This window comes from Pseudomonas sp. UC 17F4 (assembly GCF_900101695.1).
Classification (GTDB): Bacteria; Pseudomonadota; Gammaproteobacteria; order Pseudomonadales; family Pseudomonadaceae; genus Aquipseudomonas.
Genome location: NZ_FNKV01000001.1, coordinates 394,448 through 414,532, shown reverse-complemented (window position 1 = coordinate 414,532; position 20,085 = coordinate 394,448). Strand labels below are relative to the sequence as shown.

Annotated in this window: 14 protein-coding genes; 11 read left to right on the top strand and 3 right to left on the bottom strand. The window is 63.3% G+C overall.

Going from position 1 to position 20,085, the window contains the following annotated elements; genetic code table 11:
• Positions 1–138: 138 nt before the first annotated feature.
• The gene (locus BLR26_RS01825; protein WP_176794304.1) at positions 139–2,592 is read right to left on the bottom strand and encodes a penicillin-binding protein 1A; all 2,454 of its coding nucleotides are present in this window, start codon (positions 2,590–2,592) and stop codon (positions 139–141) included.
• A 135-nt stretch (positions 2,593–2,727) separates the two neighbouring features.
• Here BLR26_RS01825 and pilM point away from each other — a divergent pair, with 135 nt between their 5' ends.
• From pilM to BLR26_RS01775, 10 genes are all read left to right on the top strand, one after another.
• A complete protein-coding gene (gene pilM, locus BLR26_RS01820) occupies positions 2,728–3,810 on the top strand; it encodes a pilus assembly protein PilM (RefSeq protein ID WP_093377178.1) in 1,083 nt (360 codons plus the stop codon).
• Complete coding sequence (locus tag BLR26_RS01815; RefSeq protein WP_093377173.1) at positions 3,807–4,661, top strand: pilus assembly protein PilP; 855 nt, start codon at positions 3,807–3,809, stop codon at positions 4,659–4,661. Before pilM ends, BLR26_RS01815 begins: the two co-directional genes overlap by 4 nt.
• A gap of 24 nt (positions 4,662–4,685) precedes the next feature.
• Positions 4,686–5,927 carry a type IV pilus secretin PilQ gene (locus BLR26_RS01810; protein WP_093377169.1) on the top strand — a complete coding sequence of 414 codons (1,242 nt, stop codon included), beginning with the start codon at positions 4,686–4,688 and terminating at the stop codon, positions 5,925–5,927.
• A 4-nt stretch (positions 5,928–5,931) separates the two neighbouring features.
• Positions 5,932–6,450: a shikimate kinase AroK gene (gene aroK / locus BLR26_RS01805; protein ID WP_010222231.1), complete on the top strand. Its 519-nt coding sequence runs from the start codon at positions 5,932–5,934 to the stop codon at positions 6,448–6,450.
• Between the two features lie 99 nt (positions 6,451–6,549).
• The gene (gene aroB / locus BLR26_RS01800) at positions 6,550–7,647 is read left to right on the top strand and encodes a 3-dehydroquinate synthase (protein ID WP_093377165.1); all 1,098 of its coding nucleotides are present in this window, start codon (positions 6,550–6,552) and stop codon (positions 7,645–7,647) included.
• A gap of 16 nt (positions 7,648–7,663) precedes the next feature.
• Positions 7,664–9,259, top strand: a complete 1,596-nt coding sequence (locus BLR26_RS01795; protein WP_093377160.1) for an SPOR domain-containing protein — start codon at positions 7,664–7,666, stop codon at positions 9,257–9,259.
• 363 nt (positions 9,260–9,622) lie between these two features.
• Positions 9,623–14,068, top strand: a complete 4,446-nt coding sequence (gene gltB / locus BLR26_RS01790) for a glutamate synthase large subunit (protein ID WP_093377156.1) — start codon at positions 9,623–9,625, stop codon at positions 14,066–14,068.
• 116 nt (positions 14,069–14,184) lie between these two features.
• Entirely contained in the window at positions 14,185–15,603 is a 1,419-nt protein-coding gene (locus BLR26_RS01785; protein ID WP_045193948.1) for an FAD-dependent oxidoreductase, read from the top strand.
• Positions 15,604–15,782: 179 nt separating this feature from the next.
• Positions 15,783–16,847, top strand: coding sequence for a uroporphyrinogen decarboxylase (gene hemE / locus BLR26_RS01780; RefSeq protein WP_093377152.1), 1,065 nt, complete (start codon positions 15,783–15,785; stop codon positions 16,845–16,847).
• Positions 16,848–16,959: 112 nt separating this feature from the next.
• Entirely contained in the window at positions 16,960–17,307 is a 348-nt protein-coding gene (locus BLR26_RS01775) for a YgiW/YdeI family stress tolerance OB fold protein (protein WP_093377148.1), read from the top strand.
• Positions 17,308–17,351: 44 nt separating this feature from the next.
• Here BLR26_RS01775 and BLR26_RS01770 read toward each other — a convergent pair whose 3' ends face one another.
• Positions 17,352–18,581 (bottom strand): MFS transporter, encoded by a 1,230-nt coding sequence (locus BLR26_RS01770; RefSeq protein ID WP_371128663.1) that lies wholly within the window; start codon positions 18,579–18,581, stop codon positions 17,352–17,354.
• A 153-nt stretch (positions 18,582–18,734) separates the two neighbouring features.
• Here BLR26_RS01770 and BLR26_RS01765 point away from each other — a divergent pair, with 153 nt between their 5' ends.
• A complete protein-coding gene (locus tag BLR26_RS01765; protein ID WP_045193945.1) occupies positions 18,735–19,625 on the top strand; it encodes a LysR family transcriptional regulator in 891 nt (296 codons plus the stop codon).
• Positions 19,626–19,635: 10 nt separating this feature from the next.
• Here BLR26_RS01765 and BLR26_RS01760 read toward each other — a convergent pair whose 3' ends face one another.
• Positions 19,636–20,082 carry a hypothetical protein gene (locus BLR26_RS01760; protein WP_045193944.1) on the bottom strand — a complete coding sequence of 149 codons (447 nt, stop codon included), beginning with the start codon at positions 20,080–20,082 and terminating at the stop codon, positions 19,636–19,638.
• Positions 20,083–20,085 lie beyond the last annotated feature (3 nt).

Sequence of the window (20,085 nt, the reverse complement as noted above, 5' to 3'; positions counted from 1 at the left end):
CGGCGACCCGACTTGACCCGCGATTAGCTGCAACGCGTAGTAAAAAGCCCCGGCTCGTGAGAGTCGGGGCATTTTTGTGGGTGGGTTGTCACCTCTATCGCGGGGCAAGACCGCTCCTACACCTGCGATGGGTTGCCATCAGAACAGATCGATCGGCGCTGCCTCGTCCGCTGGCAGCGGGCTGCCCGGTGCGCTGCCGTTACCCAGCTCGTTGACCGAAGGCGGTGTGTCTTCGGCCTTGAACAGCTCGAAGTAGGCGTTCGGCGTGCTTGGCGTCGCCGCCCGGCCGCTGACCGGGTCGACGCGCAGGCTGAGGATGCCTTCCGGCTCGGCCGGGGCATGGTTGGGCTTGTCTTTGAGTGCAGCGCCCATGTAGCTCATCCAGATCGGCAGCGCCACGGTGCCGCCGTACTCGCGGCGGCCGAGGGTTTCCGGTTGGTCGAAGCCGGTCCAGACGGTGGTTACGTAGTCGGCGTTGTAGCCGGAGAACCAGGCGTCCTTGGATTCGTTGGTGGTACCGGTCTTGCCGGCCAGGTCGGTACGGCCCAGGGCCAGGGCGCGGCGCCCGGTACCGCGCTTGATCACGTCCTGGAGCATGCTGGTGAGGATATAGCTGGTGCGCCCGTCAATGATGCGCTCGGCCACGGCCGGCGGCTGGGCGACGGCGGCGGCCGGATCGCTGGCCACGGTGCTCAGGCCTTCGCCCGGCAGCTGGGTGCTGATCGGCTGCTCGGGGGCGGCGATGCCGGCTTCGACCTGTTCGCTTTGCGGGACCCGTGGCGGGTTGGCAGTGAACAGGGTCTCGCCGTTGCGGCTCTCGATGCGTTCGATCAGGTATGGGCTGATCTTGTAGCCGCCGTTGGCAAAGGTGCTCCAGCCGGTGGCGATTTCCATCGGCGTCAGGGTTGCGGTGCCCAGGGCCAGCGACAGGTTGGGCGGCAGGTCCTGCTTGTTGAAGCCGAACTTGCTGATGTAGTCGATGGTCGGGCCTACGCCCATGGCCTGCAGCAGGCGGATCGATACCAGGTTGCGCGACTTGTACAGCGCCTCGCGCATGCGGATCGGGCCGAGGAAGGTGTTGGTGTCGTTCTTCGGCCGCCAGACCTTGTCCAGGTATTCGTCGACAAATACGATCGGCGCGTCGTTGACCAGGCTGGCGGCGGTGTAGCCGTTGTCCAGCGCAGCGCTGTACACGAACGGCTTGAAGCTCGAGCCCGGCTGACGCTTGGCCTGCATGGCGCGGTTGTAGTTGCTCTGCTCGAACGAGAAACCGCCGACCAGGGCGCGGATCGCACCACTGTTCGGGTCCAGCGATACCAGCGCGCTCTGCGCCCCCGGCACCTGGCTGAATTTGAGGCTGCCGTCGTCCAGGCGCTGCACGCGAATCAGGTCGCCGACCTGGGCAACGTCGGCAGGCTGCTGTGGTGCACGGCCCTGGCTGTTGGTGTTGAGGAACGGGCGGGCCCACTTCATGATCTCCCAGGCCACCGACTCCTGGTTGCCGGCGCGGGTCAGCACCTGCAGGCCGGTCTTGCTGACTTCGGTGACGATCACCGGCTCCAGGCCGCCCAACGGGCGTTGCTTGCTCAGTTCCTGCAGCCAGGCGTCACGGGTCTTGCCCGGGAAGCGCGACTCGGGGCCACGGTAACCATGACGCTCGTCGTAGGCGGTGAGGCCGTTGAGTACGGCTTTGTTGGCGATTTCCTGCAGGTCGCTCGGCACCGTGGTGGTGACGCGGAAGCCTTCGGTGTAGGCATCGCTGCCGTAGCGGCCGACCATTTCGGCGCGGGCCATCTCGGCGATGTAGGGTGCGTTAACTTCTGGGGTCGGCACGTGGTAGCTGGCGTTGATCGGTTCGGCCAATGCTGTCTGGTAGCTGGCTTCATCAATTTTGCCGAGCTTGTACATGCGCCCCAGGATCCAGTCGCGGCGCTCTTTGGCGCGCACCGGGTTGGCCAGTGGGTTGAAGCGCGACGGCGCTTTCGGCAGGCCGGCGATCATCGCCATCTGCGCCAGGCTGACATCGCGGATCGACTTGCCGTAGTACACCTGCGCGGCGGCCTCGATGCCGTAGGCGCGGTTGCCCAGGTAGATCTTGTTGACGTACAGCTCGAGGATCTCGTCCTTGGTCAGTTCGCGTTCGATCTGCAGGGCCAGGAGAATCTCGTTGGTCTTGCGCGAGAAGCTGCGTTCGCTGCTGAGGAAGAAGTTCTTCGCCACCTGCATGGTGATGGTGCTGCCGCCGGTCTGGATGTGCCCGGACTTGAGCAATTGTGTTGCAGCACGCATCAGGCTGCTGGGGTCAACGCCGTAGTGATTGGCGAAATTGTCGTCTTCAGCCGACAGCAAAGCCTGGATGAAATGCGGCGGAATGTCGGCAAAACGGATGGGCGAGCGGCGCATTTCGCCGAACTCGGCGATCAGCTTGCCGTCGCTGCTGTAGACCCGCAAAGGGATCTGCAACTGGATGCTTCTGAGGGCCTCTACCGAGGGCAAGCTGGGGCTAAGATACAGAAATGCGCCGCTCAGACCGAGCACGAGCGCGCAGATGACTGCGACGAAAGACCACCAGAAGAACTTCAGCAGGCGTATCAAGGCTTTAGGGCGTCCAGATAAAAGAATGGGTTGCGCGCGGGGCCAGCGGACAAAGGATAAACGCTGGGCATTATAAGCATTTTTCAACTCGCCGCGTTACGCACGCGGCTGTCGCCAGCAAGGAAAAAACCAATGCTTGGACGCTTCGGCATGGATGCCGGTTCACTCCTGGGGGTAGAAATTGCCCCGCCGTCTATCCGACTGGTGCAATTGCACCGGCGCAAAGGCGCGTGGCGCGTGCGGGCCTGGGCGCTTGAACCGCTGCCTGTCGGGGCCATGCTCGACGGCTGGATTGCCGACCCTGAGGTGGTCGGCCTGGCCCTGAAACGCGCGCTGCAGCGCAGTGGCAGCCGCTGTCGGCAAGCCGCCGTGGCCTTGCCGGCGGCGCGGGCTATCAGCAAATCTATAAGCTTGCCGGCGGGTCTGGCCGATGCTGAAGTTGCTGCGCAGGTGCACGATGCCGCTGAGCAGTTCATTCCCTTCGACCTTGAAGACACCGCGCTGGATTACCGGCTGCAGGCGCCGGCTGGCGCTAATGCGGTGAGCGTTCAGGTCGCGGCCTGTCATCGCGGTTTGCTGGAAACACTTGAGGCCACCTTTGAAGTCGCCGGGCTCAATGCACGGGTGCTGGAGATCGATAGCCAGGCGCTGCAGCGTGCTCCGGCAGTAGCGCTCGACGCCGAACTGGGCCACGCGGGCTCGAGCCTGGACGTGGCCTGCGCCCTGGCCATGGGCGGCGTGCGACTTAATTTGTTGCCATGGCGCGAGCGCCGCCAGCGTCTGCGTACTCGAGGGTTTCAGACAGGCTGTGCAAGTGTTGTGCTGCTGGTTGCCGTTGCCAGTGGTCTCATCGACCAGCATTTTCGTGGCGTCATGCAGCAGTCGCTCAGCCCGCCCGGCGGGCAACTGGAGCCCGAGGCTTTGCGGCAGGAACTGAGGCAGTTGCAACGCTTGCAGGCTGGCCGGCATTTCGCCGTGGATGTCTTCGAGCAGGTTGAGCGGGCCATGCCCGATGGCGTGTACCTGACCGCACTGAGCCAGGAGCCAGCTGTGCTGAGGCTTGCCGGCATGGCCGGTTCGGCTGCACTGGTTGCGGAACTGGCAGACCGCCTGAAGTCTTCATCCTTGATCAGTACTGCCGAATTGCAGCAGCTAAGTGCGGTCGAGGAGGGGCATGCGTTTGAGCTGGTAGCAGCCCTTGAGGTTGCACCTTGAGCTTCTGCGGTGTGCTGGCAAGTCGAGCCTGGCCAGTGCAGGCGTTGATACTGACGGGCTTGCTGGCGCTTCTGGCAGGCCTGGCTTACGCCGTGCATTTACGGCCGCTGATGACGCAGGCGGCGCTGATGGTCGATGCCTTGGCGCACGCCAACGCAGACAGCGTTGAGCCGACGGCCGAATTGCACAGCGGCTTGCAGCAAGCGCGCTGGCAATTGTCGGCAGGGAGCGCCGAGCCTGCCGTGTTCGAGTTGCTCTCCCGCCTGGCCGAGGCCCATGAAGTGGCCATTGAACAGTTGCAGGTAGTCCAAGCGTCGACCGCTGAGCATTACTTGGAACTGCCCGTGCAACTGCGCTTGCGTGGCGCCTTTTCGGCGCTTGCCGAATTTTTCGCGGACCTGGCCGCGCAGCCGCGGCTGATTACCGTGCAAGGGCTTTCGCTGAAGCCGGCCGATGCGCAGTTGCTGCACATGGAATTGCAGGTTCGCTCATACCAGCCTCGCTCGCAGCCGCAGTTGGCCCCTGGCGCGCAGCCACAGGCGGCGCAGCGACGGCCGGTTGCGATGCTGCGCAATCCATTCGGTCCATCTGCGCTGGCGGTGCATGCCGATGTCTTGCAGCGCCTGGCGCTGGAGCAGCTGGAAATGGTCGGCAGCCTCGCCAGTCGCGGCGTGCGTTACGCGCTGATCCAGGCTGATGGCCGCGTGCATCGGCTGCAGGTCGGTGACCGCTTGGGGCGTGACCAGGGGCAGGTGGCCGAGATTGGCGAGCGCCATGTCGAGGTCATCGAACAGGTTTTTGTTGCCGGCCAAGGCTGGCAAGCGCGGCGGCGAACTCTCGCCCTGCGCTGAAGGTGCCGACCAGGGAGGTCATCGATGGGCAAGGGGGCTGTGGTTGGGGCGCTGATAGGCTGTTGCCTGTCTGCCGGCGCGTTTGCGGGCAAGCAACAGTACGGCGGTGAGCCGTTGTCATTGAATTTTCAGGATGTCGAGGTGCGTACGGTACTGCAGGTGCTGGCTGATTTTTCCGGGGTCAACCTGGTGGCCAGTGATGCGGTGCAGGGCAAGGTGACCTTGCGCTTGCAGGATGTGCCCTGGGACCAGGCGCTGGAGCTGGTGCTGCGCAGCAAGGGCCTGGAGCAGCGCAAGGATGGCAATGTATTGCTGGTCGCACCGCTTGCCGAACTGGCCGGGTCCGCGCCGTCGCGGCGCGAGCTGATACCGATCCACCACGCCAGGGCCACCGATATCGCCGAGCTTTTCCACAGCCTGATGGCCCATGAGGCCGGCGGCGCCAGCCATGGTTCGCTGAGTGTCGATGAGCGCACCAACACCCTGGTCGCCAGCCAGTCGCCGGAACGTCTGGAAGAGCTGCGCAGGTTGATCGGCGAACTCGATGTGCCGGTACGCCAGGTCATGATCGAGGCGCGGATCGTCGAGGCCAACGTCGATTTTGAAAAGAGCCTGGGTGTGCGCTGGGGTGGCCAGGTGCAGTTGGGCAAGGGCTTGAGCCTGGGTGGTGGCGATACCTTCGTCGACCTTGGCGCGGACCGGGCATCGTCGAGTATCGGCTTTGGCCTGGTGCGCAACAGTGCGCTGCTCGACCTGGAACTGAGCGCCATGGAGCGCACCGGCAACGGCGAAATCATTTCCCAGCCCAAGGTCGTCACCGCTGACAAGGAAACTGCGCGGATCCTCAAGGGCACCGAGGTGCCGTATCAGGAAACCAGCGGCAGCGGCGCTACCTCGGTGACCTTCCGCGAGGCCTCGCTGTCCCTTGAGGTCACCCCGCAGATCACCCCGGACAACCGGGTAATCATGGTGGTCAAGGTGACCAAGGACGAGCCCGACTACCTCAACGCCCTGGATCACGTGCCGGCGATCCGTAAAAACGAGGTCAACGCCAAGGTGCGTATCAATGATGGCGAGACCATCGTCATCGGCGGCGTGTACTCGACGGTGCAAAGTAAAGTTGTCGACAAGGTGCCATTTTTCGGCGATGTGCCGTATGTTGGGCGGCTGTTTCGTCGCGATGTTCTACAAGAGAAAAAATCCGAGCTGCTGGTCTTCCTGACTCCGCGTATCATGAGTGACCAGGCGATTGCTGTGAGTCGTTGATTCTGTGCGAAATTTGATACTTGTGGGGCCGATGGGTGCTGGCAAAAGCACCATCGGCCGCCTGCTGGCCAAAGAGCTGCGCCTGCCGTTCAAGGATTCCGACAAGGAAATTGAATTGCGCACCGGCGCCAATATCCCGTGGATCTTCGATAAGGAAGGCGAGCCGGGCTTTCGTGACCGCGAGCAGGCGATGATCGCCGAGCTCTGCGCGTTCGATGGCGTGGTGCTGGCTACCGGTGGCGGCGCGGTAATGCGCGATGCCAACCGTCAGGCCCTGCATGCCGGCGGGCGAGTGGTGTACCTGCACGCCTCGGTCGAGCAGCAGGTCGGGCGCACCTCGCGTGATCGCAACCGGCCGTTGCTGCGCACCGCCAACCCGGAGGCGACTTTGCGCGCGCTGCTGGAAGTTCGCGACCCGCTATATCGCGAGATCGCCGATCTGGTGGTGGAAACCGACGAACGGCCACCGCGAATGGTGGTGCAGGATATTCTCGAGCGCTTGCAGAAGTTGCCGCCCCGTTAAGCCAGGACTATCCTCGGCGACCAGTCATGCCGTGACAGGGCACACCGTTATCGCGCGGTTCGAGCCATCGATGCCGCGCCTAGTTCATTGTGGGGACACATGCAGACACTAAAGGTCGAATTGGGCGAACGTAGCTACCCGATCTACATTGGCGAAGGCCTGCTGGATCAACCTGAACTGCTGGCGCCGCATATCGCTGGCCGGCAGGTCGCCATCGTGTCCAACGAGACTGTCGCACCCCTCTATCTCGAACGCCTGAGCAAGACCCTGGGTGCCTATTCGGTACTGCCGGTGGTGTTGCCCGACGGCGAGGCCTACAAGAACTGGGAAACCCTGCAGTTGATCTTCGATGCGCTGCTGACCGCCCGCCACGACCGCCGCACTACCGTGGTAGCGCTTGGCGGCGGGGTGATCGGCGACATGGCCGGCTTTGCCGCCGCCTGCTACCAGCGCGGCGTGGATTTCATCCAGGTGCCGACTACCTTGTTGTCTCAGGTCGATTCGTCGGTAGGGGGCAAGACCGGCATCAACCACCCGCTGGGCAAGAACATGGTCGGTGCCTTCTATCAGCCCAACGCGGTGCTGATCGACACCCGCAGCCTCAATAGCCTGCCGCCGCGCGAGCTGTCGGCAGGCCTGGCCGAAGTGATCAAATACGGCCTGATTTGTGACGAACCCTTCCTGGGCTGGCTCGAAGAGCATATGCAGGCCTTGCGCGGCGTTGACCAGGTGGCGCTGACCGAGGCCATTCGTCGTTCCTGCGCGGCCAAGGCTGCGGTAGTGGGCGCCGATGAGCGCGAGTCGGGCGTGCGTGCCACGCTGAACCTGGGCCACACCTTCGGTCACGCCATCGAGACCCACATGGGCTATGGTGTGTGGCTTCACGGTGAGGCCGTCGCGGCGGGCACTGTAATGGCCCTGGAAATGTCCATGCGCCTGGGCTGGATCAGCCAGCAGGAGCGTGACCGTGGTATCCGTCTGTTCCAGAACGCAGGCTTGCCGGTGGTGCCGCCCGCCGAGATGACCCCGGCGCAGTTCATGGAACACATGGCAGTAGATAAAAAGGTACTCGACGGTCGTCTGCGTCTGGTCCTGCTGCGCCGCATGGGCGAAGCGGTGGTCACCGACGACTATCCGAAAGAGATTCTTCAGGCCACGCTGGCCGCGGATTACCGCGCGATCGTGGCCCAGCTTTGAGGTTGATGAGCGTCCGATGACTAGTTTGCATGCCGACGAGGCCTTTCTCGGCCATTACCAGTTGAACCACGACCCCTTCGCTGCACGGGTGCCGGGTTTCAAATTCTTCCCAGCCCAGCGCAAGCCGGTACTCGGCCAATTGCACCACCTGGCCCGCTACAGCCAGTTGCTGCTGGTGGTCACTGGCCCTCAAGGCAGTGGCAAGACCCTGCTGCGCCAGGCCCTGGTGGCCAGCACCAACAAGCAATCGGTGCAGAGCGTGGTGGTTTCCGCCCGTGGCGCCAGCGATGCCGCCAGCCTGCTCGGCCAGGTGGCCCAGTCATTGGGCGTGGCCCAGGCTGAAGTCCCGGACATCCTTGCCCAGGTGGTACAACTGGCGCTGACCGGGCAGGAAGTCTATCTGCTGGTGGACGATGCGGAACAACTTGGCGAGTCGGCACTCCAAGCCTTGCTGGAGTTGGCGGCGGGTACCCCGGAAGGGCGTCCGCATGTCTTCCTGTTTGGCGAGCCGTCACTGATCGCCGGGCTGGAAGAGCTCAATGCCGAGCAGGAGCGCTTTCATGTCATCGAGCTTGAGCCCTACAGCGAAGAAGAAACCCGTGAATACCTCGAGCAGCGCCTGGAAGGTGCCGGGCGGGGCATCGAAGTGTTCAGCAGTGAGCAGATCGTTGATATTCACCAAAACTCTGACGGCTGGCCCGGGACTATCAACCAGGTTGCCCGCGATACCTTGATCGAAGCCATGATCGCCAGCCGGACCACGGCGAAGCGACCATCAATGGGGTTCAATATGCCGAAGAAACATGTGCTGGCGCTGTCTGCAGTTGTCGTGGTCGCCGTCGCGGCCGCCGTGCTGATGCCGAAGAAGGGTGATCAGGCGCCAACTGCCCCTGCCGAACAGGCGCAACTGCCGCTGGGCGAAGGTCAGCCAGGCAATGCCCAATCGAACAACGGCGGCCCGGCGATCGAATTCGCCGGCAATTCGCAGCCGATGCCACTGCCGCTGGTAGGTCAGTCGCAACCGGTCATGCGTGGCCCGCTGGCCGAGTCTACCGGCATGGGTGAAGGCGAAGAGTCGACGCCAGCCGGCGAAACCGCGCTGCAGCCGTCTACTCCGCCGACCGTCACCACTATCGCGCCACCGGCAGGTGTCACCGCTGGCCCCGCACCAACCCCTGCGCAACCGGTTGCACCTGTGCAGCAGTCGGTAGCACCTGTTGCCAGCAAGCCGGTTGCTCCTGCAGCCAAGCCTGCGCCAACCCAGGTTGCAACCGCCAAGCCTGCGCCCAAGCCTGTCGATAAGCCGGCCGCCAAGCCCGCAGCCGGTGGTAGCTGGTACGCCGGGCAGAAGCCGGGCAATTATGTCGTGCAAATCCTCGGCACCAGCTCCGAAGCGTCGGCCCAGGCCTACGTCAAGGCTCAGGGTGGCGACTATCGCTACTTCAAGAAAACCCTGCAGGGCAAGCCGCTGTACGTCATCACCTACGGCAACTTCGCCAGCCGTGATGCCGCCCTGGCTGCAATCAAGGCCTTGCCAGCCAAGGTCCAGGCTGGTAAACCTTGGCCTCGTACCGTCGCCAGCGTCCAACAAGAACTGGCCTCGACCCGCTGATATAGCCTGGTGGCACTACCCCCGCCACCTGCTGAGCGACTCCTGAACATCGGTCAAGCCTGCTGCGTACTGCGCGGCAGGCTTTTCTGTCCCAGACTGCCGGCCACAAGCCGTTCTTGCAGTCCAGGCTGAAACGCTTCAGACTCAAGCCATGCCGTTACCACGGCGCACGCTTAAAAACATTCAAAAATGCGACATGAACTTACGGCAATTCGTCGTAAATTTGTGGGCTTCCCTGTCGCTGTGCAACAATGGCTCCCCTATTGCCCCCGCAAAGCTGGCATTCGTTCGGCGTGGATGGTAAGTGGTTGTACTAAAAAAAGATTTGCCTTGGTGAGAGGCGAACCTGGTGAGAAAGTGTCTATGAAAACAGGTCTGTACCATCCCGAAGAATTCAAGGATAACTGTGGTTTCGGCCTGATCGCCCATATGACGGGCGAACCCAGCCACCACCTTTTGCAAACGGCCATCCAGGCCCTGACCTGCATGACCCACCGCGGTGGGATCAACGCCGACGGCAAGACCGGCGACGGTTGCGGTCTGCTCATGCAAAAGCCCGATCAGTTCCTGCGTGCCGTGGCCCGCGAACAGTTCGCCACTGAGCTGCCCAAGCAATATGCGGTCGGCATGGTGTTCTTCAATCAGGACAACGCCAAGGCTGAAGCCGCGCGCGCCAACATGAACCGCGAGATCCTCGCGGCCGGCCTGCAACTGGTGGGCTGGCGCAAAGTGCCGATCGACACCAGCGTCCTCGGCCGCCTGGCCCTGGAGCGCCTGCCGCAGATCGAGCAGGTGTTCATTGGCGGTGAAGGCCTGAGCGATCAGGAATTCGCCATCAAGCTGTTCAGTTCGCGTCGTCGCTCTTCGGTGGCCAACGCCGCCGACACCGACCACTACATCTGCAGCTTTTCGCACAAAACCATCATCTACAAAGGCCTGATGATGCCGGCGGACCTCGCCGCCTTCTATCCGGACCTCAGCGACGAGCGCCTGCAAACCGCGATCTGCGTGTTCCACCAGCGCTTCTCCACCAACACCCTGCCGAAATGGCCGCTGGCGCAGCCGTTCCGCTTCCTCGCCCACAACGGCGAGATCAACACCATCACCGGTAACCGCAACTGGGCCCAGGCGCGGCGCACCAAGTTCGCCAACGACCTGATCCCGGACCTCGAAGAACTCGGCCCGCTGGTCAACCGCGTCGGTTCCGACTCCTCGAGCATGGACAACATGCTCGAACTGATGGTCACCGGCGGCATCGACCTGTTCCGCGGCGTGCGCATGATCATTCCGCCGGCGTGGCAGAACGTCGAGACCATGGACGCCGACCTGCGCGCGTTCTACGAATACAACTCCATGCACATGGAAGCATGGGACGGCCCGGCCGGCGTGGTACTGACCGAAGGCCGCCATGCGGTGTGCCTGCTCGACCGCAACGGCCTGCGCCCGGCGCGCTGGGTCACCACCAAGAACGGCTACATCACCCTGGCGTCGGAAATCGGCGTGTGGGACTACAAGCCTGAAGACGTGATCGCCAAGGGCCGGGTCGGCCCGGGGCAGATCTTTGCCGTGGACACCGAAACCGGGCAGATCCTCGACACCGACGCCATCGACAACCGCCTCAAGTCGCGCCATCCGTACAAGCGCTGGCTGCGCCAGAATGCCCTGCGCATCCAGGCCGACCTCAGCGATGACCAGGGCGTGGCCAGCTACGATGCTGACCAGCTCAAGCAGTATATGAAGATGTTCCAGGTCACCTTCGAAGAGCGTGACCAGGTGCTGCGTCCGCTCGGCGAACAAGGCCAGGAAGCGGTCGGCTCGATGGGCGACGACACGCCGATGGCGATTCTTTCGCAGCGCGTGCGCTCGACCTACGACTACTTTCGCCAGCAATTCGCCCAGGTCACCAACCCGCCGATCGACCCGCTGCGTGAAGCGATCGTCATGTCGCTGGAGATCTGCCTGGGCGCCGAGCGAAACATCTTCCAGGAATCCCCAGAGCACGCCTCGCGGGTGATCCTCAGCTCGCCGGTGATCTCGCCCGCCAAGTGGCGCTCGCTGATGAACCTCGACCGCCCCGGCTTCGAGCGTCAGTTGATCGACCTCAACTACGTCGAGAGCCTGGGCCTGGAAGCGGCGGTGCGCAACATCGCCGATCAGGCCGAAGAAGCCGTGCGCAGCGGCAAGACCCAGCTGGTGCTGAGCGACCGCCATATCGCCCCGGGCAAACTGCCGGTGCATGCCTCGCTGGCCGTTGGTGCGGTGCATCACCGCCTGACTGAACTGGGCTTGCGCTGCGACAGCAACATCCTGGTGGAAACCGCCACCGCCCGCGACCCGCATCACTTTGCCGTGCTGATCGGCTTCGGCGCTTCGGCGGTGTACCCGTATCTGGCTTACGAAGTGCTGGCCGACCTGATCCGTACCGGCGAAGTGCTCGGTGATCTTGAAGAAGTCTTCAAGTACTACCGCAAGGGCATCTCCAAGGGCCTGTTGAAGATCCTCTCGAAGATGGGCATCTCGACCGTCGGTTCCTACCGGGGTGCACAGCTGTTCGAAGCCGTCGGCCTTTCGGAAGAGGTGGTCAACCTGAGCTTCCGTGGCGTTGCCAGCCGCCTCAAGGGCGCACGCTTCGTCGACATCGAGAATGAGCAGAAGCTGCTCGCCGCCGAAGCCTGGAGCGCGCGCAAGCCGATCCAGCAGGGTGGCCTGCTGAAGTTCGTCCATGGTGGCGAGTACCACGCCTACAACCCGGACGTGGTCAACACCCTGCAGGCCGCCGTGCAGCAGGGCGACTACGCCAAGTTCAAGGAATACACCGCGCTGGTCGACACGCGTCCGGTGTCGATGATTCGCGACCTGCTCAAGGTGAAAACCCTGGAGCAGCCGCTGGAGCTGAGCGAAATCGAACCGCTGGAAGCGATCCTCAAGCGCTTCGACTCGGCCGGTATCTCCCTCGGCGCGCTGTCGCCGGAGGCTCACGAAGCTCTGGCCGAGGCGATGAACCGCCTGGGCGCGCGCTCCAACTCCGGTGAGGGCGGCGAAGACCCGGCCCGCTACGGCACCATCAAGAGCTCGAAGATCAAGCAGGTGGCCACCGGCCGCTTTGGCGTCACTCCCGAGTACCTGGTCAACGCCGAAGTGCTGCAGATCAAGGTTGCCCAGGGCGCCAAGCCGGGTGAAGGCGGCCAGCTGCCAGGCGGCAAGGTCAACGGCCTGATCGCCCGGCTGCGTTACGCCGTGCCTGGCGTGACCCTGATTTCGCCACCGCCGCACCACGACATCTACTCGATCGAAGACCTCTCGCAGCTGATCTTCGACCTCAAGCAGGTCAACCCGCAGGCGCTGGTCTCGGTCAAACTGGTGGCAGAAGCCGGTGTTGGCACCATCGCCGCCGGCGTGGCCAAGGCCTATGCCGATCTGATCACCATCTCCGGCTATGACGGTGGCACCGGCGCTTCGCCGCTGACCTCGATCAAGTACGCCGGCGCGCCGTGGGAACTGGGCCTGGCCGAAACCCATCAGACCCTGCGCGGCAACGATTTGCGCGGCAAGGTCCGGGTGCAGACCGACGGCGGCCTGAAAACCGGCCTCGACGTGATCAAGGCGGCCATCCTCGGCGCCGAAAGCTTCGGTTTCGGTACCGCGCCGATGATCGCCCTGGGCTGCAAATACCTGCGTATCTGTCACCTGAACAACTGCGCCACCGGCGTCGCCACCCAGAACGACAAGCTGCGCAAGGATCACTACATCGGCACCGTCGACATGGTGGTGAATTTCTTCACCTACGTCGCCGAAGAAACCCGCGAGTGGCTGGCCAAGCTGGGTGTGCGCAGCCTCGGCGAGCTGATCGGGCGTACCGACCTGCTGGAAATGCTCCCCGGCGAAACCGAGAAGCAGAAACACCTGGACCTCAGCCCGTTGCTGGGCAGCCCACACGTGCCGGCCGACAAGCCGCAGTTCTGCGAAGTCGACCGCAACCCGCCGTTCGACAAGGGCGTGCTGGCCGAGAAGATGGTCGACATGGCCCTGCCGGCCATTCGCGACCTGTCGGGCGCGGAGTTCGAGCTGGACATCTGCAACTGCGACCGCTCCATCGGCGCGCGGATCTCCGGCGAAATCGCCCGTCTGCACGGCAACCAGGGCATGGCCAAGGCACCGATCACTTTCCGCTTCAAGGGCACTGCCGGGCAGAGCTTCGGGGTGTGGAACGCCGGTGGCCTGAACATGTACCTCGAAGGCGATGCCAACGACTACGTCGGCAAAGGCATGACCGGTGGCAAGCTGGTGATTGTGCCGCCTGCGGGCAGCCCGTTCGCCACCCAGCACAGCGCCATCATCGGTAACACCTGCCTGTATGGTGCCACGGGCGGCAAGCTGTTCGCCGCCGGTACCGCGGGCGAGCGCTTTGCCGTGCGCAACTCCGGTGCCCACGCGATTGTCGAGGGCACGGGCGATCACTGCTGTGAGTACATGACCGGTGGCTTTGTCTGCGTTCTGGGCAAGACCGGTTACAACTTCGGCTCGGGCATGACCGGTGGTTTTGCCTACGTGCTGGACATGGACAACAGCTTCGTCGACAAGCTCAACCACGAACTGGTCGAGATCCAGCGCATCAGTGGCGAGGCCATGGAGGCTTATCGCAGCCACCTGCAGCGCGTGCTGGCTGAATACGTCGAAGAAACCAACAGCGAATGGGGTCGTGAGCTCTGGGAAAACCTGGACGATTACGTGCGGCGCTTCTGGCTGGTCAAGCCGAAGGCGGCCAACCTGAAGAACCTGCTGTCTAGCACCCGTGCCAACCCGCAGTAGCGGCAAGCGGCAAGCCTCAAGCTGCAAGTTCAAAGCAGTACGAGGTTTGCCGGCCCACGTGATCGTCTTGCAGCTTGCAGCTTGAAGCTAGCAACTGCGGTAAAGAGGTATTGAAAATGGCTGAACGTCTCAGCAATGACTTCCAGTTCATCGAGGTCGGGCGCAAGGATCCGAAGAAGAAACTGTTGCGTCAACGCAAGAAAGAGTTCGTGGAAATCTACGAACCCTTCAAACCCCAGCAATCGGCCGAGCAGGCCCACCGCTGCCTGGGTTGTGGCAACCCGTACTGCGAGTGGAAGTGCCCGGTGCACAACTTCATCCCCAACTGGTTGAAGCTGGTTTCCGAAGGCAACATCCTCGCCGCCGCGGAGCTGTCGCACCAGACCAACACCCTGCCGGAAGTCTGCGGCCGGGTGTGCCCGCAGGACCGCCTGTGCGAGGGTGCCTGTACCCTTAACGACGGCTTCGGCGCGGTGACCATCGGTTCGGTGGAGAAGTACATCACCGACACCGCCTTCGCCATGGGCTGGCGCCCGGACATGTCCAAGGTCAAGCCGACCGGCAAGCGCGTCGCCATCATCGGCGCCGGCCCGGCCGGCCTGGGCTGCGCCGACGTACTGGTGCGCGGCGGGGTAACCCCGGTGGTGTTCGACCGCAACCCGGAAATCGGCGGCTTGCTGACCTTCGGCATCCCCGAGTTCAAGCTGGAAAAGACCGTGCTGAGCAATCGCCGCGAAGTCTTCACCGGCATGGGCATCGAGTTCCGTCTCAATACCGAGGTGGGCAAGGATGTCAGCATGGAGCAACTGCTCGAGGAATACGATGCGGTGTTCATGGGCATGGGCACCTACACCTACATGAAGGGCGGCTTCCCCGGTGAAGACCTGCCGGGCGTGCACGATGCCCTGGACTTCCTGGTGGCCAACGTCAACCGCAACCTGGGCTTTGAAAAGTCGCCGGAAGATTTCGTCGACATGAAGGGCAAGAAGGTCGTGGTCCTCGGTGGTGGCGACACGGCGATGGACTGCAACCGCACCTCTATCCGCCAGGGCGCCAAGGCCGTGACCTGTGCCTACCGTCGTGACGAGGCGAACATGCCCGGCTCACGCAAAGAGGTGAAGAACGCCAAGGAAGAGGGGGTGAAGTTCCTCTACAACCGCCAGCCGATCGCGATCGTCGGGGAAGACAAGGTCGAAGGTGTGAAGGTGGTCGAGACCCGTCTTGGCGAGCCGGACGCCCGTGGCCGCCGCAGCCCCGAGCCGATCCCGGGTTCTGAAGAGATCATCCCGGCCGATGCCGTGGTCATCGCCTTCGGTTTCCGTCCGAGCCCGGCGCCGTGGTTCGAGCAGTTCAGCATCCAGACCGACAGCCAGGGCCGCGTGGTGGCGCCGGAGAAGAACACCTACAAGCACCAGACCAGCAACCCGAAGATCTTCGCCGGTGGCGACATGGTCCGCGGTTCCGACCTGGTGGTGACGGCGATCTTCGAGGGGCGCAATGCCGCCGAGGGGATCTTGGATTACCTGGGCGTCTGAAACAGCTTCGCGGGACAAGCCCGCTCCTACAGAACCTGTGTAGGAGCGGGCTTGACCCGCGATGAATTCAACAAAATCTATTGACCTGTCACAAGTCGATAGACAAAAGGCACGGTTGATACCGTGCCTTTTACGTTGGGCTCTGAGAAAATGCCCCCACTTTTTTTCCGGATGCCGACATGACTGCCTTGAAGAACGATCGTTTTCTGCGCGCCCTGCTCAAGCAACCCGTAGACGTCACCCCGGTGTGGATGATGCGCCAGGCCGGCCGCTACCTGCCGGAATACCGCGCCAGCCGCGCCAAGGCCGGCGACTTCATGAGCCTGTGCATGAACCCGCAGTTTGCCTGCGAGGTCACCCTGCAGCCGCTGGACCGCTACCCGCTGGACGCCGCGATCCTGTTCTCGGACATCCTCACCATCCCCGACGCCATGGGCCAGGGCCTGTATTTCGAAACCGGCGAAGGCCCGCGCTTCAAGAAGGTCGTCAGCACCCTGGCCGATATCGAGGCGCTGCCGATCCCTGATCCGCAAAAGGACCTGGGCTACGTCATGGACGCGGTCAGCACCATCCGCCGCGAGCTCAACGGCCGCGTGCCGCTGATCGGCTTCTCCGGCAGCCCCTGGACGCTGGCCACCTACATGGTCGAAGGCGGCTCGTCGAAAGACTTCCGCAAGACCAAGGCCATGCTCTACGACAACCCGCAAGCCATGCACCTGCTGCTCGACAAACTCGCGCAGTCGGTCATCAGCTACCTCAATGGGCAGATCCTCGCCGGCGCACAAGCGGTGCAGATCTTCGACACCTGGGGCGGCAACCTGTCGGCGGCGGCCTACCAGGAGTTCTCCCTGGCCTACATGCGCAAGATCGTCAGCGGCCTGATCCGCGAGCACGAAGGGCGCAAGGTGCCGGTCATTCTCTTCACCAAGAACGGCGGCCTGTGGCTGGAAAGCATCGCCGATGCCGGCGCTGATGCCCTGGGCCTGGACTGGACCTGCGACATCGGCGAAGCGCGCCAGCGCGTCGGCAGCAAGGTTGCCCTGCAGGGCAACATGGACCCGACCGTGCTGTACGCCAAGCCAGAGGCCATTCGTGCCGAAGTCGGGCGCATCCTCGCCAGCTACGGCAAGGGCAGCGGTCATGTGTTCAACCTTGGCCACGGCATCACCCCCGAGGTTGATCCGGAGCACGCCGGCGCGTTCATCAACGCCGTGCACGAGCTGTCGGCGCAATACCACCAGTAAGCAGCGCTGCAACACGAAAACGCCCGGCCTATGCCGGGCGTTTTGCTATTAAGGTTCAATTCAGCCTGCATGGGTAATCTGGCTCCATCGAAACCCAGACAGGATCTTCACCATGAAAACCCGTTACCTCGCTCTGCTGCTTGCCCCGCTGTTCAGCACCGCTGCCCTGGCCGCCGGCTACACCGGCCCTGGCGCCCAGTCGGTGACCACGGTGGCTGCCGCCAATGACGCCGCTGACGACACCCCGGTTGTGCTGCAAGGCTACGTCATCAAGAAAGTGAACAACGATGACAAGTACGAGTTCAAGGACACCACCGGCACCATCACCGTCGAGATCGATGACGAAGACCTGCCGGCAGTAGCCTTCAACGACAAGACCAAGGTCAAGCTGACCGGTGAAGTCGAGAAGCACCTGATGAGCCGTGAAGTGGATGTCGACCTGGTTGAAGTGATCAACTAAACAATGCATCGCGGGGCAAGTCGGGTCGCCCCGCGATTTGCATTTCAGGCCTTGGCCGGCAACCGGCTCAGGTGCACCGCCACCAGCAACGCCACCACCAGCAAGCTGCCAATGAACAGGCCGATGCCGTTCCACCCCGCCTGATGCCAGAACACCCCGCCCGCTGTACCCGCCACACTCGACCCCGCGTAGTAACTGAACAGGTACAACGACGACGCCTGGCCCTTGGCCTTGGTCGCCCGGCGGCCGATCCAGCTGCTGGCCACTGAATGCGCGCCGAAAAAGCCGAAGGTGAACACCAGCATGCCGACGATAATCAGCGCCAAGGGGCTGAGCAGGGTCATCAACAAGCCGCTGAACATCAGCAAAATGGTTGCCCAGAACACCTTGCGCCGGCCCAGCTTGTCGGCCAGGGCGCCGATCTGCGCCGAGCTGTAGATGCCCGACAGGTACACCACCGACAGCAGCCCGACCAGCGCCTGGCTCATGTGATAGGGTTCGGCCAGCAGGCGATAGCCGATGTAGTTGAACAGGGTGACGAACGCGCCCATCAGCAGGAAGGCTTCGAGGAACAGCCACGGCAGGCCTGCATCGCGAAAGTGCAGGGTAAAGCCGTCGAGCAGGCTGCGTGGGTGCAGCGAGCGCGGGCGGAAGTTGCGCGATTCGGGGAGGATCTTCCAGAACACCGCCGCAGCAATCAGCGCCAGGCCACCGATCACCAACATCGCCGTGTGCCAGCTGACGAAGTCGATCAGCACCCCGGTGATCAGCCGCCCGCTCATGCCGCCGATGGCATTGCCACCGATGTACAGGCCCATGGCCAGGCCAATGTGCTGGGGGTGGATCTCTTCGCTCAGGTACGTCATGGCTACCGCCGCCAGGCCGCTGAGCGACAACCCGAGCAGCGCGCGGGTCAGCAGCACGCCGTGCCAGCTGGGCATCAGGGCGCTGACGATGGTGCACAGCGCGGCGCAGAACAGGGCGAAGACCATCACTGGCTTGCGCCCGATGCGGTCGGAAATCGGCCCGGTGATCAGCAGCCCGAAGGCCAGCATGCCGGTGGACACCGAGAGGATCAGGCTGCTCTGCGCGGCACTGATGGAAAATTCCTGCGACAGCAGCGGCATCATTGGCTGCACGCAATACAGCAGGGCAAAGGTGGCAAAGCCGCCGCAGAACAGCGCCAGTACGGTGCGCAAAAAGGCCGGGGTGCCTTTTTCGATCCAGCTTTCGTTGAGGGTGGCGACGATTTCGTCCAGCGGAGCAGGGGGCAATTCGTGGGCGTGTGGCGCAACAGCAGTTTTCACGGGTGACCTCGGGGGCGCTACGGCCTGTCAGGCAGTGAAAAAAGCATATAGCTGGCTAATGATCATTTCCAATATATTGTTCGACCTGTTTAAGAGGTTTTACGACCTATTGGAGCCGCCATGGAATTGCGTCACCTGCGTTACTTCATTGCCGTCGCCGAAGAGCTGCATTTTGGCCGGGCGGCGCAGAACCTGGGGATCTCCCAACCACCGCTGAGCCAGCAAATTCAGGCCCTGGAGCAGGAGCTGGGGGCGCGCCTGTTCGAGCGTACCAATCGTCGGGTCGAGCTCAGCGAGGCCGGGCGGCTATTCCTTGAAGAGGCGCGGCTGGTGCTGGCGCAGGTCGACAAGGCCGCCGATGTCGCCCGGCGCGCGCAATTGGGCGAGCTGGGCGAGATGAAGATCGGCTTCACTTCGTCGGCGCCGTTCAATTCGAGCATCCCCAAGGCCATTCACGCCTTTCGCCAGCGCTTCCCGGCCGTGCACCTGAACCTCAAGGAAATGAGCAGCCGCGACGTGGCCGATGCCTTGCTCGACGAGTCGATCGAAGTCGGCCTGATGCGGCCGTTGGCGTTGCCCGAGAGCCTGAATGCCGTCGAGCTGTTTCGCGAGCCGCTGGTGGCGGTGATCAATGCCGCTCACCCGTTGGCCGAGGGCAGCGAAGCCGGGGTGCACATGGCCGAGCTGGCCCACGAACCCTTTGTGTTTTTTCCGCGTAGCTACGGCAGTGGCCTGCATGCGCAACTGCTGAGCCTGGCACGTCAGGCCGGGTTCAGTCCGCATTTTGCCCAGGAGGCGGGGGAGGCGATGACCATCATCGGCCTGGTGGCTGCGGGGTTGGGGGTATCGGTGTTGCCGGCTTCGTTCCAGCGCATGCGTATCGATGGCGTGGTGTACCGGACCTTGCTCGACGACGACGCGGTGACGGCGGTATGGCTGGTGCAGCGCCGCGCTGCGCCGTCGGCGATGGCCAGGGCGTTTGCCGAGCTGTTGACCCGGCAAGCCCTGTAACGCAGCTGAGTTACTGGACCTTGGCCAGGTCGCCCTTCAGTGCAACGCCCGCCATGACCGCGCCGGCGTGGCATTCGTAGGTGGTGGCGTCCTTGCGCTCGTTGCGCTTGTAGTAGCTGCTGATGTTGGTCACGGCGTTGGCGCCGACCTTGCGCGCGGCGTCCTGCATGGTCAGCAGCGCCGATTGCAGGGCCCATTCGCAGGCCGCTTCATCAGACTTGTTGAAAGCGTTGGTCTTCTTGTTGGTGATCGCCGCCGGGCTGACCACGGTGACCTTGCCTTTTGGCTGCACGCCGGCCAGGTAGAACTTCACCGAACCGTCGAGCTTGTTCTCGGCGGTCATCTGCGCCACGACTTTCTCGAACGGCAGGTAGTGAGTGGTGTCGCGAGCCTGGCTCAGGCCGGGCAGGGCGCAGAGCAGCAGAGTGGCGGTGGCGGTCCAGGTTTTCAGACGCATTGT

Bases quoted from the DNA above. Each gene is read 5' to 3' on its own strand.
- pilM (WP_093377178.1), top strand. From the start codon at position 2,728: ATGCTTGGACGCTTCGGCATGGATGCCGGTTCACTCCTGGGGGTAGAA.
- BLR26_RS01810 (WP_093377169.1), top strand. From the start codon at position 4,686: ATGGGCAAGGGGGCTGTGGTTGGGGCGCTGATAGGCTGTTGCCTGTCT.
- aroB (WP_093377165.1), top strand. From the start codon at position 6,550: ATGCAGACACTAAAGGTCGAATTGGGCGAACGTAGCTACCCGATCTAC.
- BLR26_RS01795 (WP_093377160.1), top strand. From the start codon at position 7,664: ATGACTAGTTTGCATGCCGACGAGGCCTTTCTCGGCCATTACCAGTTG.
- gltB (WP_093377156.1), top strand. From the start codon at position 9,623: ATGAAAACAGGTCTGTACCATCCCGAAGAATTCAAGGATAACTGTGGT.
- BLR26_RS01785 (WP_045193948.1), top strand. From the start codon at position 14,185: ATGGCTGAACGTCTCAGCAATGACTTCCAGTTCATCGAGGTCGGGCGC.
- hemE (WP_093377152.1), top strand. From the start codon at position 15,783: ATGACTGCCTTGAAGAACGATCGTTTTCTGCGCGCCCTGCTCAAGCAA.
- BLR26_RS01775 (WP_093377148.1), top strand. From the start codon at position 16,960: ATGAAAACCCGTTACCTCGCTCTGCTGCTTGCCCCGCTGTTCAGCACC.
- BLR26_RS01765 (WP_045193945.1), top strand. From the start codon at position 18,735: ATGGAATTGCGTCACCTGCGTTACTTCATTGCCGTCGCCGAAGAGCTG.
- BLR26_RS01760 (WP_045193944.1), bottom strand. From the start codon at position 20,082: ATGCGTCTGAAAACCTGGACCGCCACCGCCACTCTGCTGCTCTGCGCC.